This is a genomic window from Delftia sp. S65 (genome assembly GCF_016516495.1).
Lineage (GTDB): Bacteria > Pseudomonadota > Gammaproteobacteria > Burkholderiales > Burkholderiaceae_C > Comamonas > Comamonas acidovorans.
Genome location: NZ_JACVUR010000026.1, coordinates 46,799 through 63,561, shown reverse-complemented (window position 1 = coordinate 63,561; position 16,763 = coordinate 46,799). Strand labels below are relative to the sequence as shown.

13 protein-coding genes are annotated in these 16,763 nt (G+C 65.8%); 7 read left to right on the top strand and 6 right to left on the bottom strand.

Annotated features, from left to right (window positions below):
- Window positions 1–124 precede the first annotated feature (124 nt).
- Together IAE24_RS19530 and IAE24_RS19525 are read left to right on the top strand one after the other, a co-directional pair.
- The gene (locus IAE24_RS19530) at window positions 125–889 is read left to right on the top strand and encodes an ankyrin repeat domain-containing protein (RefSeq protein ID WP_199961521.1); all 765 of its coding nucleotides are present in this window, start codon (window positions 125–127) and stop codon (window positions 887–889) included.
- A 115-nt stretch (window positions 890–1,004) separates the two neighbouring features.
- Window positions 1,005–3,206 carry a TonB-dependent receptor gene (locus IAE24_RS19525; RefSeq protein ID WP_199961520.1) on the top strand — a complete coding sequence of 734 codons (2,202 nt, stop codon included), beginning with the start codon at window positions 1,005–1,007 and terminating at the stop codon, window positions 3,204–3,206.
- Between the two features lie 178 nt (window positions 3,207–3,384).
- Here the strand turns inward: IAE24_RS19525 and IAE24_RS19520 are convergent, their stop codons facing one another.
- The 6 genes from IAE24_RS19520 to IAE24_RS19495 form a co-directional block, all read right to left on the bottom strand.
- Window positions 3,385–4,170 (bottom strand): foldase protein PrsA, encoded by a 786-nt coding sequence (locus IAE24_RS19520; protein WP_012205136.1) that lies wholly within the window; start codon window positions 4,168–4,170, stop codon window positions 3,385–3,387.
- Window positions 4,171–4,251: 81 nt separating this feature from the next.
- The gene (locus tag IAE24_RS19515; protein ID WP_199961519.1) at window positions 4,252–4,533 is read right to left on the bottom strand and encodes a BolA family protein; all 282 of its coding nucleotides are present in this window, start codon (window positions 4,531–4,533) and stop codon (window positions 4,252–4,254) included.
- Entirely contained in the window at window positions 4,530–5,129 is a 600-nt protein-coding gene (locus IAE24_RS19510) for a septation protein A (protein WP_013802779.1), read from the bottom strand. Before IAE24_RS19510 ends, IAE24_RS19515 begins: the two co-directional genes overlap by 4 nt.
- 125 nt (window positions 5,130–5,254) lie before the next feature.
- Window positions 5,255–5,668 carry a peptide-methionine (R)-S-oxide reductase MsrB gene (gene msrB / locus IAE24_RS19505; RefSeq protein WP_012205139.1) on the bottom strand — a complete coding sequence of 138 codons (414 nt, stop codon included), beginning with the start codon at window positions 5,666–5,668 and terminating at the stop codon, window positions 5,255–5,257.
- Window positions 5,665–7,209 (bottom strand): protein adenylyltransferase SelO, encoded by a 1,545-nt coding sequence (locus IAE24_RS19500; protein WP_199961518.1) that lies wholly within the window; start codon window positions 7,207–7,209, stop codon window positions 5,665–5,667. Before IAE24_RS19500 ends, msrB begins: the two co-directional genes overlap by 4 nt.
- A gap of 69 nt (window positions 7,210–7,278) precedes the next feature.
- Window positions 7,279–8,295 carry an AraC family transcriptional regulator gene (locus IAE24_RS19495; protein WP_043822774.1) on the bottom strand — a complete coding sequence of 339 codons (1,017 nt, stop codon included), beginning with the start codon at window positions 8,293–8,295 and terminating at the stop codon, window positions 7,279–7,281.
- Window positions 8,296–8,485: 190 nt separating this feature from the next.
- Between IAE24_RS19495 and IAE24_RS19490 the strand changes: the two genes are divergently transcribed.
- The 5 genes from IAE24_RS19490 (at window position 8,486) to IAE24_RS19470 (ending at window position 16,743) form a co-directional block, all read left to right on the top strand.
- A complete protein-coding gene (locus IAE24_RS19490) occupies window positions 8,486–10,198 on the top strand; it encodes a carboxylesterase/lipase family protein (RefSeq protein ID WP_199961517.1) in 1,713 nt (570 codons plus the stop codon).
- A gap of 78 nt (window positions 10,199–10,276) precedes the next feature.
- Window positions 10,277–12,112 carry a CocE/NonD family hydrolase gene (locus IAE24_RS19485; protein ID WP_065346705.1) on the top strand — a complete coding sequence of 612 codons (1,836 nt, stop codon included), beginning with the start codon at window positions 10,277–10,279 and terminating at the stop codon, window positions 12,110–12,112.
- A 111-nt stretch (window positions 12,113–12,223) separates the two neighbouring features.
- Window positions 12,224–13,861: a 3-(methylthio)propionyl-CoA ligase gene (locus tag IAE24_RS19480; RefSeq protein WP_043822739.1), complete on the top strand. Its 1,638-nt coding sequence runs from the start codon at window positions 12,224–12,226 to the stop codon at window positions 13,859–13,861.
- A 169-nt stretch (window positions 13,862–14,030) separates the two neighbouring features.
- Complete coding sequence (locus IAE24_RS19475) at window positions 14,031–15,266, top strand: branched-chain amino acid ABC transporter substrate-binding protein (protein ID WP_013802774.1); 1,236 nt, start codon at window positions 14,031–14,033, stop codon at window positions 15,264–15,266.
- A 241-nt stretch (window positions 15,267–15,507) separates the two neighbouring features.
- On the top strand, window positions 15,508–16,743 hold the full coding sequence (locus IAE24_RS19470) for a branched-chain amino acid ABC transporter substrate-binding protein (protein ID WP_012205146.1): 1,236 nt from the start codon (window positions 15,508–15,510) through the stop codon (window positions 16,741–16,743).
- Window positions 16,744–16,763 lie beyond the last annotated feature (20 nt).

Genomic DNA, 16,763 nt, shown 5'->3' with positions numbered 1-16,763 from the left:
GTGGGATCAGGCGATGCCGCTATAGTTCCTGAATGAAACTGACGGGCGGCACCCCGGGTTCGCGTGCAATCGCCCGGGCTTGCCGTACGCTTGCCGCACCACAGTGTTTTCCAGGAGGGCTTGTATGCACCATGCTGTTTCCCGATCCGGCGCGCAGGGCCGGCACGCGGCGATTCTGACGGCCTGCCTTGCGGCGGGACTGGCGGATGCCCAGGCGCAGGAGGCCCAGGCCGTTGCCGCCGCCGCCAAGGGCCGCGACGCGGCCAAGGCGCAGGAGGGTGTGGTGAACCGCCCCGAATTCGGCCCCGCGCTGCTGGCGGCCGCCCAGGCGGGCGAAGCGCTGCAGGTGCGCGACTGGCTCAAGCGCGGCGCGCCGGTGGATGTGCGCGATCCGCAGGGCAACACGCCTCTGCTGCTGGCCGTGCGCGGCAACCATGTCGAGGTCGCGCGCTCCTTGCTGGTCCACGGGGCCAATCCCAATCTCAAGAACGACCTGCAGGACAGCGCCTATCTGCTGGCCGGTGCCCTGGGCCGGCTGGAAATCCTGCGCATGACACTGTCCTATGGTGCCGACCTGCAAAGCGTCAACCGCTACGGCGGCACAGCGCTGATCCCCGCCTGCGAGCGAGGCCACGTCGATACCGTGCAGGCCTTGCTGGCTGCCGGTGTGCGGGCCGACCATGTGAACCGGCTGGGCTGGACCTGCCTGCTCGAAGCCGTTTTGCTGGGCGATGGTGGCCCGCGCTACCAGGACATCGTGCGCCAGCTGATCACGGCGAAGGCGGACCTCAGCCTGCCCGACAAGGACGGCGTCACGGCCCTGGCCCACGCCCGCCAGCGCAGCCAGCATGAGGTGGAGCGGCTGCTGCAGGAGGCGGGAGCGCGCTGATCGGCGCAAGCGAAAACGCCTGAAATCGAGGTCTGAACACCAGAATCAGACGGATCTGATTGCTTGGGAAAGGTCTTGTTGCAAATGATTTCCATTTTCAACAAAGGCCCTTGCCATGCGCACTTCAGATTGCCGTTCCCGACCTTTTGTCTCCGGCCCCCAGTCATGCCTTTATTCGGTCTTCGCTGCGGCGCTGGTCACACCTGCATACGCGCAGGATGTGCCCCCTGAGGATCGCCAGGTCCAGCTGGCGCCGATCACCGTTTCGGGACCGCGCACCACCGGCTCGCGCACCGAGGCATCCGAATCGGTCAAGTACGCCAAGCCGCTGCTGGACGTGCCCCAGACCATTACGGTGGTACCGGGGCAGGTGCTCCAGGAACAGAACGCCCTGAGCCTGCAGCAGGCGCTGTCCAATGTGTCGGGCATCACCTTCAATGCGGGCGAGGGCGGTGCAGGCTCGGGCGACAGCATCAACATCCGCGGCTTCAGCGCCAACGCCAACCTGCAGATCGACGGGCTGCGCGACAGTGGGCAGAACAACCGCAGCGACCTCTTCAACACGGAGTCTGTCGAAGTCATCAAGGGCCCGAACTCGGTCTTTGGCGGGGCAGGCACCTCGGGCGGCAGCATCAACATGATCAGCAAGCAGCCCAAGGCCCATGACTTCACCGAGGCCGACGCAGGCCTGGGCACGGCCAGCTACCGGCGCCTCACGCTCGACACCAACCGGGTGCTGGCTGGCGGCAAGGCCGCCATGCGCCTGAACCTCATGGGCCATGACAGCGACGTGGCCGGGCGCGACACCATCTTCAAGCGGCGCTGGGGTGTGGCGCCCTCGCTGGCCCTGGGATTGAATTCGCCCACGCGCGTGACCCTCAGCTTCTTCCACCAGAACGATGACAATCTTCCCGACTTTGGCGTGCCGGCCTTTCGCGGCAAGATGCTCGATGGCGTCTCGCGCAATGCCTATTTCGGCTGGCGCAACCTTGACCGGGAAAAGATCAGCCAGGATGCCCTGACCGCGAAGATCGAGCATGACTTCGCCTCGGGCGCCAAGCTGCAGAACCTCTCGCGCTACTCGCGGCTGAGCCGCGATACCGTGATCTCTGCCTCGCATGTCGATCTCCGGGGCATGCAGCCTGGCTACTACCGGCCCGCAGGGCCCCAGGCCTATGGCCGCGATGCCGCCACCACCCTGTGGATCAACCAGACCAACCTGACCCAGCGCTTCGACACAGGCGTGCTGGGGCATACGCTGATCACGGGCTTCGAGATCGCACGCGAGACCTATGACCGCACCACCTCTTCCTACAACATCAACCGGCAGTTCCCGGCCGGCGGCTATCCGCTGGCCCGTCCGCCCGGATACTGGACGGGCACGACGGACTTGCAAAACAGCGGAAGGAACGAAACCAGCCTGGACACCCGCGCGCTGTATGCCACCGACTCCATTGCGCTGGGTCCGCGCTGGGATCTGAACCTGGGCCTGCGCTATGACTGGATCGATGGGCGCTCCAACTCCACAACGGCCGCTGGCGTGCGCACCGAGGTGGACAGCTCCGACGGCCGGCTCAGCGGCCGCACGGCCCTGAGCTTCAAGCCCGCCGACAACGGCCGCATCTACCTGGCCTACGGCACGGCCTTCAACCCTTCCGCCGAATTCCTGGTCTCCACGGGCTCGGGCCTGGATGCGGCCACGGCCTCGCTGGCACCCGAGAAGAACACCAGCCTGGAACTGGGAACCAAGTGGGATGTGCTGGACCGCCAGCTGGCGCTGACCGGCGCCCTGTTCCAGGTGGACAAGACCAATGCCCGCGAGCAGATGGCCGATGGCAGCTATCTGCTGGCCGGAGAGCAGCGCGTGCGCGGGCTGGAGCTCGGTGCCGCAGGCAAGGTGACGCCGCAATGGGATGTCTTCGCCAACTACACCTTCATGGCCAGCAAGACCCTCAAGTCATTGAACGAGCCTGCGCGTGTGGGCCAGGCGCTGGGCAATACGCCGCGCCATTCGCTGAACCTGTGGACCACCTATGCATTGCCCCAAGGCTGGACGGTGGGCTATGGGGTGCGCTTCGTGGGCACGCGCAATGTCACCTCGGCAGGCGATGGGAAACTCTCTGCCTATTGGGTGCACAGCGCCATGGTCGGCTATGAACTCAACCGGCAATGGAAGCTCAGGCTCAATCTCGAAAACATCGGCAACAAGGCCTATGTGGCCGGCGTGCGCCAGCGCCTGGGCGAGCAGTCGCGCTCCTCGGCCGTTGAATACGGCGAAGGCCGCACGGCCAGGGTAACGGCAACCTATCAGTTCTGAAGTGCCGGATTGCCCGGGGCCCGACGCTCAGCGTGTCGGCCGCAGGTAACAATGCGTGCAAGCTGCCCCCAGAGGGCAGCTTTTGTCTTTGACAGGGTCGTCGGACAAAAAAAGAGCCCGCACAAGGCGGGCTGGTGATGGTCAGGCCGGCGGCAAAAACCGCCGACTCGTACGCATCTTACTGGATCTTGGCCTTTTCGCGCAGCGATTCCTGGAATTGCGCCAGCTTTTGCTGTTGCAGCTGCTGCACGATCTGGGGCTTGACTTCCTCGAACTTGGGCAGTTCGGCCTGACGTGCGTCGTCCAGGCGGATGATGTGGTAGCCGAACTGGGTCTTGACCGGCTCCTGGGTCATTCCACCCTTTTCGAGCTTGATCAGGGCTTCGGAGAACTCGGGCACGTAGTTGCCGGGGTTGGCCCAGTCGAGGTCACCGCCACGGGCGCCGGATCCGGGGTCCTTGGACTCCTTCTTGGCGATGTCTTCAAACTTCTTGCCGGCCTTGATCTCGGCAATGATGGCCTTGGCGCGGTCTTCCGACTCGACCAGGATGTGGCTGGCCTTGTATTCCTTGCCGCTGTTGGCAGCGACGGCCTTGTCGTACTCGGCCTTGGCTTCGGCGTCGGTCACAGGGTTCTTCTTCTGGAAGTCCTCGAACAGCGCGCGGATCAGGATGGTCTGGCGGGCCAGTTCCATCTGCTGCTTGTAGGCTTCGCTGTTGGCCAGGCTGCGCTTGTTGGCTTCCTGCATGAAGATCTCGCGGGCGATGACTTCTTCCTTGATCTGCCCTTCCAGCTCGGGCGTCACGGGGCGGCCGCTTTGCTCGATCTGTTGCTTGAGCGCTTCGGCGCGTGCCTTGGGCACAGCCTTGCCGTTGACGACGGCGATGTTCTGGGCCGAGGCGGACAGGGCCGCGGTGCTCAGCACGGCGGCAGTCACCAGGCTGGTCAGAAGCTGTTTTTTCATGCGAATTCCAGATATGAAGGAAAAATTGATTCTATAGCGCGGATACGCAACAGGCTCCGAATCGTCGGAGCCTGTAAAAGTTCAAAGAACCTCGATGGCGATGGCGTGTGCGCCCTGGTCAATGAATTCTTGCAGCGCATCATACACAAGGCGATGGCGTGCCACGCGTGGCTTGCCTTGAAACAAAGGTGACGCAATGCGCACGCGGAAATGCGTGCCGAAGCCGGTGCCGTTGGCGCCCACATGTCCGGCGTGCTGGTGGCTCTCGTCGATCACTTCCAGGTGATCGGGGGTGAGGCGCTCACGCAGCACGGCCTGCATGGCTTCGGCGGTGATGGGCAGGGGATGGGCGGGCGCGCTCATGGCTGCTTGTCCTGCTGCACGCCAGGCGGGGGCAGGGCGTCGGGCGTGGCGGCTGCTGCCTCGCCCTTGTCTTCCTGCATGAAGCGGCTCATGTAGATGGCCTGGCCGATCACGAAGACCAGCATCAGCCCCATGCCGCCGAACAGCTTGAAGTTGACCCAGGTGTCGGTGTCGAAGCGGTAGGCGATGACCAGGTTGAGCGCGCCCATGACCGCGAAGAACGCCGCCCAGCTCCAGTTCAGGGTGCGCCATGCGTTGTCGGGCAGTTGCAGCTGTGCGCCCATGACCGAGCGCAGCAGGTTCTTGCGGAACACCAGCTGGCCTATCAACAGGGCGCTGCCCATGAGCCAGTACAGCACGGTGGGCTTCCACTTGATGAAGGTGTCGTTGTGGGCCAGCAAGGTGGCGCCGCCGAACAGCACGATCACGCCCAGGCTCACCCATTGCATGGGCTCGACCTTGCCGTGGCGCACGCGCAGATAGGCGATCTGGGCAATGGTGGCGACGATGGCCACGGCCGTTGCCGTGTAGATGCCCCAGACCTTGAAGGCGACGAAGAACAGGATGATGGGGAAAAAGTCGATCAGTAACTTCATTGGAAGGTTTCGATGGGCTTGGAGTCAGGCATGGGCCTGAGCTTGGCAGGCGCATTGTGGCGCAGCCGGCGCGGCCCGGCATCGGTGCAGGGCCGCGTGGCCTGGGGTTTTTGCGGGCCTGGAGCCTAGGCCTTGGGCGGCTCGAATTCCAACGATGCGGAATTCATGCAGTAGCGCAGCCCTGTGTCGGACGGGCCATCGGGGAACACATGCCCCAGGTGGGCGCCGCACTGGCTGCAGACGGTTTCGGTGCGCACCATGCCGTGGCTGCGGTCCACGATTTCGGTGATGGCGCCGGGGATGGCGCGGTCGAAGCTGGGCCAGCCGCAGCCGGCGTCAAACTTGGTGTCGGAGTCAAACAGCTTGCTGCCGCAGCAGATGCAGTGGTAGCTGCCATCGGCCCAGAACTGCTCATAGCGGCCGGTGAACGGGCGCTCGGTGGCTGCATGGCGTGTCACCTGGAAGGCGGCAGGTTCGGCGCCCTTGGCCTGCAGCTCGGCCTGCCATTCCTGTTCGGTCTTGTGGATGGGAAAGCTCATGATGAACAGCTGATCTCGATGGAGGAAGCCCAGTCGGGCGGGAAGCCTGCCCATTCGGCATGCTCGGCGTGGGGGTCGAACGGAGTCTGCAGCACGGCCAGCAATTGGCGCACGGGAGCGAAGTCACCGGCCTTTGCGGCGCGGATGGTCATCTCGCCCAGGTGGTTGCGCAGCACGAAGCGCGGATTCGATTCTTGCATCAAAGCGGCGGCCGCCGCGGCATCCGTGCCTGCCAGATGCCGTGCGTACAGGGCTGCCCAGCGGTCGAAGGCCTCGCGGTCCAGCACCAGGTCGCGCACGGGCTCGAGGTCGAGGTCCGTGCCGGCACTGGCACTGGCACTGGCAGCCACCGCATCGGTCAGGCGGCTGAAGAAGATGGTGTAGTCCACCGCGTTGTCGGCCATGAGCTGCAGCAGCGGGTTCACCAGGGCGGCAAAGCGCCCCTCGGCGGGCGGCGTGCCTGGCGCATCTTCGGGCAGACCCAGCTTGCGCAGCATGAGGGCGCCATAGGCCTGCGGAAACACCTGCTTGTATGACTCCAGCGCCGCAATGGTCAGTTCCTCTTCGCCGATCAGCGGCAGCAGGGCCTGGCCCAGGCAGTACAGGTTCCAGTAGGCCACCTGGGGCTGGCGGTTGAAGGCGTAGCGGCCCTGGGTGTCACTGTGGTTGCAGATGTGGCCGGGGTTGAAGGCATCGAGGAACTGGAAGGGCCCGTAGTCGATGGTCAGGCCCAGGATGCTCATGTTGTCGGTGTTCATCACGCCATGGCAAAAGCCCACGGCCTGCCAGTGCGCCAGCAGCCGCGCTGTGCGCTCGCTCACGGCCTGCAGGAAGTTGGCGTAGGCGTTGCCGGCCAGTGCCTCGGCGGTGCGGCATTCGGGGTAGTAGCGGTCGATCACGTAGTCGGCCAGTTGGCGCAAAGGCGCTATCTGGTCACGCGCCGCAAAGTGCTCGAAGTGGCCGAAGCGTATGAAGCTGGGCGCCACGCGTGCCACCACGGCGGCGGTCTCGATCTCTTCGCGGCGAATGGGGGCGGGCGATCCGGTGAGGCTCAGCGCGCGCGTGGTGGGAATGCCCAGGACGTGCATGGCCTCGCTGCACAGGAACTCGCGGATGGACGAGCGCAGCACGGCGCGCCCGTCGCCCATGCGCGAGTAGGGCGTGCGGCCTGCGCCCTTGAGCTGAATCTCGTGGCCCGAAGCGGTCTCACCCAGCAAGATGGCACGGCCATCGCCAAGCTGGCCGGCCCAGACGCCGAACTGGTGGCCGCTGTAGACGCTGGCCAGCGGATGGCTGCCGGGCAGCACGGCATTGCCGGTGAGTGCCTGCAGGGCCTCATCGGAGGCCAGCCACTGCGGGTCCAGGCCCAGCAGCTCGGCTGTGCCGGTGCTGGTGGCAATCCAGTGCGGCTCGGGCAGCGGCGTGGGGCGCAGATGGGTGAAGAAGTCCGGGCCCAGGGCGGCGAAGCCGTCTTGCCAGGAGATGGGAGGGCGTGGTGAGGTCGCCGGAGCCTGGCCTTCGGCGGCAGCATGCAGGTTCATGCGGGAATTGTCCCCCAGCGCCTATGCCCCGTGGGGCGCAAGGTTCATGCGCGCATTCACCGCATGCATTCACGCACGCAGTTGCTGCCGGTACTGGCCCGGCGGCATGCCGAACCACCGGCGGCAGGCGCGAAAGAGATTGCTCTGGTCCACAAACCCCAGCAGGTCGGCCACCTCGGCCAGGCTGCGGCGCGGCTCGCCCAGGTACTGCAGGGCCAGCTCGCGCCGGGTTTCGTCCAGCAGTTGCTGGTAGCTGGTGTCTTCGGCCTGCAGGCGGCGCTGCAAGGTGCGGTCGGTCAGGCCCAGCAGGCTGGCCACGTCTTCGCGGCGCGGCTCGCCCTGGGGCAGCAGGCGCGCGATCTCGTGGCGCACGCGCGCGCCCACGCCGGCCTGGCCCAGGTGGTCGAGTTCGGTCTCGACCAGCTTTTCGTGCAGTGCCAGCAGTTCGGGGTTGTGTGTGGGAATGGGGGCGAGCAGGTCGGCCTCGGACAGCAGGAAGCGGTTCGCGTCCTCGCCGAAGCGCGGCAGCAGGCCGAAGGCCGCGCGGTAGGCGGCCTCGTGAGAGGGGGCGGGCGCCTCGGCCATGAATTCCACGGCCAGCGGCCGGACATCGCGCCGCGTCAGCCAGTTGCACAGCACCAGCAGCGTGAGCACGGCGAACTCCACGCGCTGGCGCGGCACGGGCCTTGTGGCGCCGATGTGATGTATGGACAGCCAGTAGCCGCGCGCATCGCGCTCCAGCGTGAAGGACGTTGCGTCCGAGATCACGGCCATGTGGCGTTCCAGGTCGCGGAAGCCGGCCAGCAGGTGCGGGCCCGAAGCCAGCGAGTAGCCGACCAGATCGATGTTGCCGTGGCGCGCGGCCAGTTGCCGGTCCAGCCCCAGCGTGGGATTGGCGGACTGGGCCACGGCCAGCTCCCAGAGCCGGCTCACGCGGTCCACATCGGTACGGGTCTGCGAATGCTGCAGTGCGGCAAGGTCGATATCGGCTGCGGCGCACAGGCTTTGCGGGGCCAGCCCTTCGGTGGCCATCATGTCCAGGATGCCGCGCACCCAGGCGGCGGAGCTGCTGCGCTGCGTTGTCATGACCGGGTTTTCCTGGGCCATTCGGGGCGCTGTTTGCGTTCTGAAGTCACTGTTTTGGCGTGGTTGCGATAGCGGCGTTTTGCCGCGCTGTTCCTAGAATTTTTACAGCGCGGCGAACGACTGCGCAGTGTGACCCATGGGCCCGGCGCGGCCCATACGGGAAACCCCAAAAACCATTCAGGAGACAAGCATGCGCACAGGACAGCGGTGGATGGCCGGCGGCATACGCCTGGCCGTGGCTTCAATGGCTTTGTGGCTCGCGGCCTGCGGCGGCTCGGGCGGCGGAGGACCCGAACTGCGCGAGACGGCCTACGGCCCCTTGCGCGGCGTGGACGATGGCGCCGCCACGGGCACCTATTACTGGAAGGGCGTGCCCTTTGCCCAGGCGCCCGTGGGCGCGCTGCGCTGGCAGCCGCCGGCCGAGCCCAAGGCCTGGGAGGGCGTGCGCGAGGCGCGCCAGTTCGGCAATGCCTGCCTGCAGATCGGGCGCATGTACGGCCCGGGAGCCAACAACCGCTTCGACGACACCATTGCCTCCACCCTGGGCCAGCCCGTGGGCAGCGAGGACTGCCTGACGCTCAATATCTGGCGCCCGGCCAGCGGCGCCGAGAAGCTGCCGGTGCTGGTGTTCATCCACGGCGGCAGCGCCATCTCGGGCTATACGGCCGATCCGCTGTATGACGGCGCGGCCCTGGCACGCGCCGCCAATGCCGTGGTGGTGACGGCCAACTACCGGCTGGACATCCTGGGCTACATGCACATGCCGCAGATGCAGGCCGGCGCGCCGGCCACGGGCAACTTCGCGCTGCTGGACAACCTGCAGGCGCTGCGCTTTGTGCAGCGCAATATCGCGGGCTTTGGCGGCGATCCGGGCAATGTCACGCTCATGGGCCAGTCGGCGGGTGCCACCAATGTGCTGGCGCTGCTGGCGGCCGAATCGGCGCGCGGCCTGTTCCACAGGCTGGTGCCCATCAGCGGCGGGCTGTCGCTTCCATCCAATCTGCCGGCCGGCGTGCTGGCCACGCTCAAGCCGGCTTCGGCCTACGCCACCCAGTCCGCGCTGCTGCTGGCCCATCTGATGGTGGCCGATGGGCTGGCTGCCGATGTGGCGGCTGCCGCCACGGTGGCTGCCGGCTGGACACCGGCGCAGATTGCGGCCTACCTGCGCGGCAAGGATGCGCGCGTGCTGCTGCAGACCCTGGTGGCCAAGGGCCTGACGGGCGCGGGACCGATTCCCGACGGCCTGCTGCTGCCCACCGATCCCATGGCCGCGCTGGCTGCGGGCCAATACAACCGCATGCCCGTGATGGCCGGCTACACCGCCGAGGAGGGCAAGCTGTTCGCGCCCCTGCTGGCTGCGCTGGGCGGCAAGCCGGGCTTCAGGATCGATGATGCGGCGCGCTTTCGCATGATGCAGTCCTTCGATGCGCAGTCGCCCAACGCGCCGGTCCTGGCCGACATCATCGATGCCGCCTACCTGCCCGTCGATACGCCGGTCACCGGCTACAACGCCCGCATGGCGCAGCTGACCCATCTGTTCGCCGACCCCAGCCGCGACCAGTTGCTCAATACGCTGCGCACCCGGCAGGCCGAGGTCTGGAGCTACCGCTTCGACTGGGCGCGCCAGCCCGCCCCCTGGAACACGGTCTACGGTGCGGCCCATGCCTTCGATCTGCCCTTTCTCTTCGGCAACTTCGGGCCGTCCGTGTTCTCCCGCGTGACCAACAGCACGGCGAATGCCCCGGGCCGGCTGGCGCTGTCGAACGCCATGATGGCCAGCCTCAAGGCCTTCATGCAGACGGGCGACCCGCAGAACGCGGCCCTGGGCCAGACATGGAAGCCCTGGCCGTCCAGCCTGATCTTCGACGCCGAGCCGGGCGCGACCAGCATCCGGCTGCAGTGAGAGAGCAGATGAGCGAGTAGGGGCTTGCCGCGGCAAGCCCCGAGAGACAGCCAACAACAACGAAGGAGACAAGTACCCATGACAGTCAAGACCGTTTTCACACATGCCTGGCGCTGGCCGCTGGCGGGGGCCATTGCCGCCGCCGCCGTGGGCCTGGCCGCCTGCGGAGGGGGATCGTCGGGCATGCCCGCGCCCATGGGGCCGGGCCAGCAATCGGGCTACATCACCCTGCCGGACGGCAGCAGGATGCGCTACTCGCTGCTGCTGCCCGAGGGGCAGGGTCCGTTCCCGCTGCTGGTCGAGTACGACGGCTATATCTCGGGCTCGTACCCCAACATCAGCAGTCCCTGGACCAAGGAAGGCTATGCGGTCATGGGGCTGAATGTGCCGGGCACGGGCTGCTCCACGGGGGATGACAAGGTGTTTGACGCCAGCGTAGGTGCGGCCGGTGCCTTTGCCATCGAATGGGCCGGGCGGCAGGCCTGGTCCAATGGCCGCATCGGCATGATCGGCTATTCGTACTCGGGCTACAACCAGCTGTGGGTGGCGGCACACCGGCCCAAGGGGCTGCTGGCGATCACGCCCAGCAAGAATGTGGGCGATCCCTACCGCGACGTGGGCTATCCGGGCGGCATTGCCAACATCGGCTTTCCGGCGCAGTGGTGGAACGGCTTCCCGCGCATCTGGCGCACGGCTGCCGACCTGGCCGTGAAGAACGGCGGCGACACGGAATGCGCCAAGACCGTGGCCGACAACATCGAGAAGATCAAGCGGCCCGAGCTGGACCTCATCAAGTGGCTGGACAACCCCTATGCCGATGGCCTGTACCTGGAGCGCAGCGCCATGCTGCAAAGCGGCAAGATCAATATCCCCACGCTGGGCACGCAGTCCTGGCAGGACGAGCAGATCGGCCCGCGCTCGGGCTACTACGAGGACACCATTGCGCCCGACAGGATGTGGCTGGTCAGCTCCAACGGCGACCACCACACGAACATCACCTCGGACCATATCGACCAGACGCTGAAGCGCTTCCTGGCGCGCTTCGTCAAGGGCGAGGACAACGGCTTCGACAAGGAGCCGCGCGTGCGCCTGCTGCAGGAGATGCAGACCACGGACGCCAAGGCCCCCAATGGCGGCGCCAAGCTCATGCCCACGGGCGAGGCACGGTTTGACCGGCTGCCTGTCCAGGTCAAGCCCCTGCGCCTGTGGATGCAGCCGGGCCAGGCGCTGGGCGACAGCGCACCCGCCTCCGGGACGGCTTCGTCCAGCTACCGCTATCCGGCCCTGAGTCCGCAGGTGAACAACCCGGCGGCCGAAGGCTGGCCCGCTGTGCCCGCGTCGGAAAAGGATGGCCAGCTGGTCTTCACCACGGCGGCCCTGCCGCAGGACCTGAGCTTCTATGGCGAAGGCTCGGCCGACCTGTGGCTCAGCGCCACTGCCGCCAATACCGACATCCAGGTCACCGTGTCCGAGGTGCGGCCGGATGGGCAGGAAATGTTCGTGCAGCGCGGCTGGCTGCGTGCCTCCAAGCGTGCGCTCGATGAGAGCCGATCCACGGCGCTGCGTCCCTGGGGTGCCTACACACGGGACAAGGATGTGCCACTGGTTGCCGGCCAGCCCCAGTTGATGCGGGTGGAGATCCAGAAATTCGCGCATGTGTTCCGCGCCGGTTCAAGCATTCGCGTGACAGTGGATTCGCCATCGCAGACCGGATACTGGATCTTCGGCAACGACAAGACGCCGTCCACGAACACGCTGTGGCATGACGCGGCGCATGCCTCCAGCATCGTCCTAGGGTATATCCCATACGAGCATGCGAAGACGCTGCCGAGTTGCGACAAGACAATGCGTCAACCATGCCGGAAAAACGATGCGCCTGTCCCTGCCGGGATCGGACCCAGGGCGCCGGCCTGAGCCACCCTCCATGCGGGCAGCGGCATCGCGCACCAGGGCCTTGGCCTTGCGCGAATCCGCGGTCCGCAGTTCACGACGTTCACGAAGTTCAATCACCTTAGGAGCCTATAGATGCTGGGTCTGATGCAAAGCCAACCACTGTTGATCTCGTCGCTGATCGACTTCGCCGACCGCCACCATGGCGATGCGGAGATCGTCTCGCGCAGGGTGGAGGGCGATATCCATCGCTATACGTACCGCGACCTGGCACGGCGCTCGCGCCAGCTGGCGAACACGCTGGACGGCCTGGGCCTGCAGCCTGGCGACCGCGTGGCCTCGCTGGCCTGGAACGGCTACCGCCACATGGAGATGTACTTCGGCGTCAGCGGCTCGGGCCGCGTGCTGCACACGGTCAACCCGCGCCTGCACCCCGACCAGGTGGCGTGGATCATCAACCACGCGGAAGACCGCGTCATGTGCTTTGACCTGACCTTCCTGCCCATCATCCAGGCCGTGCATGCCAAGTGCCCCACGGTGCGCCAGTGGGTGGCGCTGTGCGACGCGGACCGCCTGCCCGCCGACAGCGGCATTCCGGGCCTGGTCAGCTACGAGGACTGGATTGGCGGCCAGCCCGACCAGTACCAGTGGCCCGAATTCGACGAGAACACGGCCTCCAGCATGTGCTACACCAGCGGCACCACGGGCAACCCGAAGGCCGTGCTGTACAGCCACCGCTCCACCACGCTGCACGCCTACGCGGCCGCGCTGCCCGATGTGATGTGCATATCGGCGCGCGACTCGGTGCTGCCCGTCGTGCCCATGTTCCACGTCAACGCCTGGGGCATTCCCTACTCGGCCGCGCTCACGGGCTGCAAGCTGGTGTTCCCCGGCCCGGCGCTGGACGGCAAGTCGCTGTACGAGCTGATCGAGGCCGAAGGCGTCACCTACGCGGCCGGCGTGCCCACGGTCTGGCAGATGCTGCTGGGCCACATCAGGCCGGGCGGCCTGCGGTTTTCCACGCTCAAGCGCACGGTGATCGGCGGCTCCGCCTGCCCGCCGGCCATGATCACGGCCTTCCAGGACGAGTTCGGTGTGGAGGTGCTGCATGCCTGGGGCATGACCGAGATGAGCCCGCTGGGCACGCTGTGCACGCTCAAGAACAAGCAGCTGCAGCTGCCCAAGGACGAGCAGATGAAGATCCTGCAAAAGCAGGGCCGCGCCATCTACGGCGTGGACATGCGCATCGTCGACAGCGACGGCACCGACCAGCCCTGGGACGGCAAGAGCTATGGCGACCTGCTGGTGCGCGGCCCCTGGATCGTGGACAGCTACTTCAAGGGCGAGAGCCCGCTGGTCAAGGACGCGCAGGGCCGCGGCTGGTTCCCCACGGGCGACGTGGCCACCATCGACCCGGACGGCTTCATGCAGATCACCGACCGCAGCAAGGACGTGATCAAGTCCGGCGGCGAGTGGATCAGCTCCATCGACATCGAGAACATCGCCATGGCCCATCCGGCCGTGGCCATGGCCGCCTGCATCGGCATGCCGCATCCCAAGTGGGACGAGCGCCCCATCGTCGCCGTGGCGAAGAAGCCCGGCGCCGAGGTCACGCGCGAGGAACTGCTCAAGTTCTACGAGGGCAAGACCGCCAAGTGGCAGATCCCCGACGACGTGGTCTTCGTCGATGCCATTCCGCTGGGCGCCACCGGAAAAATGCTCAAGACCCGGCTGCGCGAGCAGCTGGCCGGCTACCGGCTGCCGGGGCTTTGAGCCGTTGCGGGCGGCCACCGGGCCAGGGCATGCGGGGGCATGTCCTGGCCGGGGCGGCCGGTCCGAGTCTCGTCGGCGATAGCCGCTAGGGGCAATCACCGATCAGGGCAGGGCACAGGGGCCATTACCCTGGGCCTCGCCCAGAAACCACCACAAGAGGAGACGCTTCATGAAGTTTGCGATCAAGGCATTGACGGCATCCCTGGCCCTGGCTTGCGCCACGGGCGCCATGGCCCAGAAGGGCGAGACGGTGAAGGTTGCGTGGATCGACCCGCTGTCCGGCCTCATGGCCGCGCTGGGGTCCAACCAGCTCAAGAGCCTGCAGTACATCGCCGAGGAGCTCAACAAGGGCACGGCCTCGGGCGTGAAGTTCGAAATCATCGGCATCGACAACAAGCTCAGCCCGCAGGAAACCACGGCGGCCCTGCGCTCGGCCATGGACCAGGGCGTGCGCTACGTCTTCCAGGGCAACGGCTCGGGCCCGGCCCTGGCCATCATGGATGCGCTGGAAAAGCACAACGCGCGCAACAAGGGCAAGGAAGTCGTCTACCTCAACTACGCGGCCGTGGACCCGGACCTGACCAACAGCAAGTGCAGCTACTGGCACTTCCGCCTGGATGCGGACACCTCCATGAAGATGGAGGCCCTGACCACGTACATGAAGGACGTGCCCGAGGTCAAGAAGGTCTACCTGATCAACCAGAACTACTCGCACGGCCAGCAGGTCTCCAAATACGCCAAGGAGATGCTCAAGCGCAAGCGCCCCGATGTGGAGATCGTGGGCGACGACTTCTCGCCGCTGGCCCAGGTGCGCGACTTCGCACCCTACATCGCCAAGATCAAGCAGTCGGGTGCCGACTCGGTGATCACGGGCAACTGGGGCTCGGACCTGGCGCTGCTGATCAAGGCCGCCAGCGACGCGGGCCTGAACAACGTCAAGTTCTACACCTACTACGCCATCGCCACCGGCGCGCCCACGGCCATGGGCGCGGCTGCGGCCGACAAGGTCTACATGGTGGGCTACGGCCACATGAACCTGCCCGGCCCGCTGGACCGCATCACCAAGGGCTACAAGGCCAAGTTCAACGACGACATGTACACGGGCTCGCTGTACTCGGGCCTGACCATGCTGGACCAGGCCTTCCTGCGCGCCAAGACCACGGACCCGGCCAAGGTGGCGGCCACCATGGAAGGCATGAAGTTCAACAGCCTCAACGGCGAAGTGGAGATGCGCAAGAGCGACCACCAGCTGCAGCAGGGCCTGTTCATCGCACGCTGGGAAAAGGCCGGCGGCAAGTACCCGATGGATTCGGAGAACACCGGCTACACCTTCGTTCCCGTGAAGTACTACGAGCCCTATGTGGCCAGCACGCCGACATCTTGTGAGATGAAGCGACCCTCATGACGGCATAACTGGCCATTGAACTTCGCAAAGGGGCGCGAGGCGCCCCTTTTTTTGCCCGAAATCAGGCAAAACACGGTTTTCTGGCCTGATCGATGGCGATCTGTCGCCAATGTGTCCAGGGCCGCAGCCAAGTCGCATGCGCGATAGTTTCTAAGGCATTCCCCAGAGGGAAATTGTCATTCAGGCGTTAGTCTGGCGCCAATACAGATATCCGAATCAACCGGAAAAAGGAGACAGAAAAATGAAGTGGATCGTGCATTCGGTGGCCGCCTCGGCCATGCTGGCCTGTGCATCGGGCGCCTGGGCGCAAAAGGGCGAGACGGTGAAGATCGGCTGGATCGATCCGCTGTCGGGTCTGATGGCCGCCGTGGGCACGAACCAGCTCAAGACCTTCCAGCTGATGGCCGAGGAGTTCAACAGGAAAAATGCCTCGGGCGTGAAGTTCGAGATCATCCCGCTGGACAACAAGCTCAGCCCGCAGGAGACCACGGCCGTGCTGCGTTCCGCCATGGACCAGGGCGCACGCTACGTGGTGCAGGGCAACGGCTCGGGCCCGGCCCTGGCCATCATGGATGCGCTGGAAAAGCACAACGCACGCAACAAGGGCAAGGAAGTCGTCTACCTCAACTATGCGGCCGTGGACCCGGACCTCACCAACAGCAAGTGCAGCTACTGGCACTTCCGCCTGGATGCGGACACCTCCATGAAGATGGAAGCGCTGACGACCTATATGAAGGACGTGCCGGAGGTCAAGAAGGTCTACCTGATCAACCAGAACTACTCGCACGGCCAGCAGGTCTCCAAGTACGCCAAGGAAATGCTCAAGGCCAAGCGGCCCGACGTGCAGGTGGTGGGCGACGATTTCGCGCCGCTGGCCCAGGTGCGCGACTTCGCTCCCTACATCGCCAAGATCAAGCAATCGGGCGCCGACACGGTGATCACGGGCAACTGGGGATCGGACCTGTCGCTGCTGCTCAAGGCCGCCAATGACGCGGGCCTGAACAACGTCAAGTTCTATACCTACTACGCCTTCGGCTCGGGCTCGCCCACGGCCATGGGCGCGGCCTCCGACGGCAAGGTCTACACCGTGGGCTATGGCCACTACAACATGGGCGGCCCCATCCAGCCGCTGATGGCCGAGTTCAAGAAGAAGATGAACGACGACCTCACGCAAAGCTCGATCTACCACGTGTTCGCGCTGCTGGATGCGGCCTTCGTCAAGACCGGCGGCACCGACCCCGTGAAGGTGGCGGCCGCGCTGGAGGGCATGAAGCTCAAGAGCTTCAACGGCGAAGTGGAGATGCGCAAGACCGACCACCAGCTGCAGCAGGGCCTGTACATCACGCGCTGGGAAAAGGCCGGCGGCAAGAACCCGTATGACGCAGAGAACACGGGCTACACCTTCGCCCCGGTGAAGTACTACGAGCCCTACGTGGCCAGCACGCCCACCTCCTGCCAGATGAAGCGCCCGTCCTGAGAGCGGCCCGCACCGCCTCC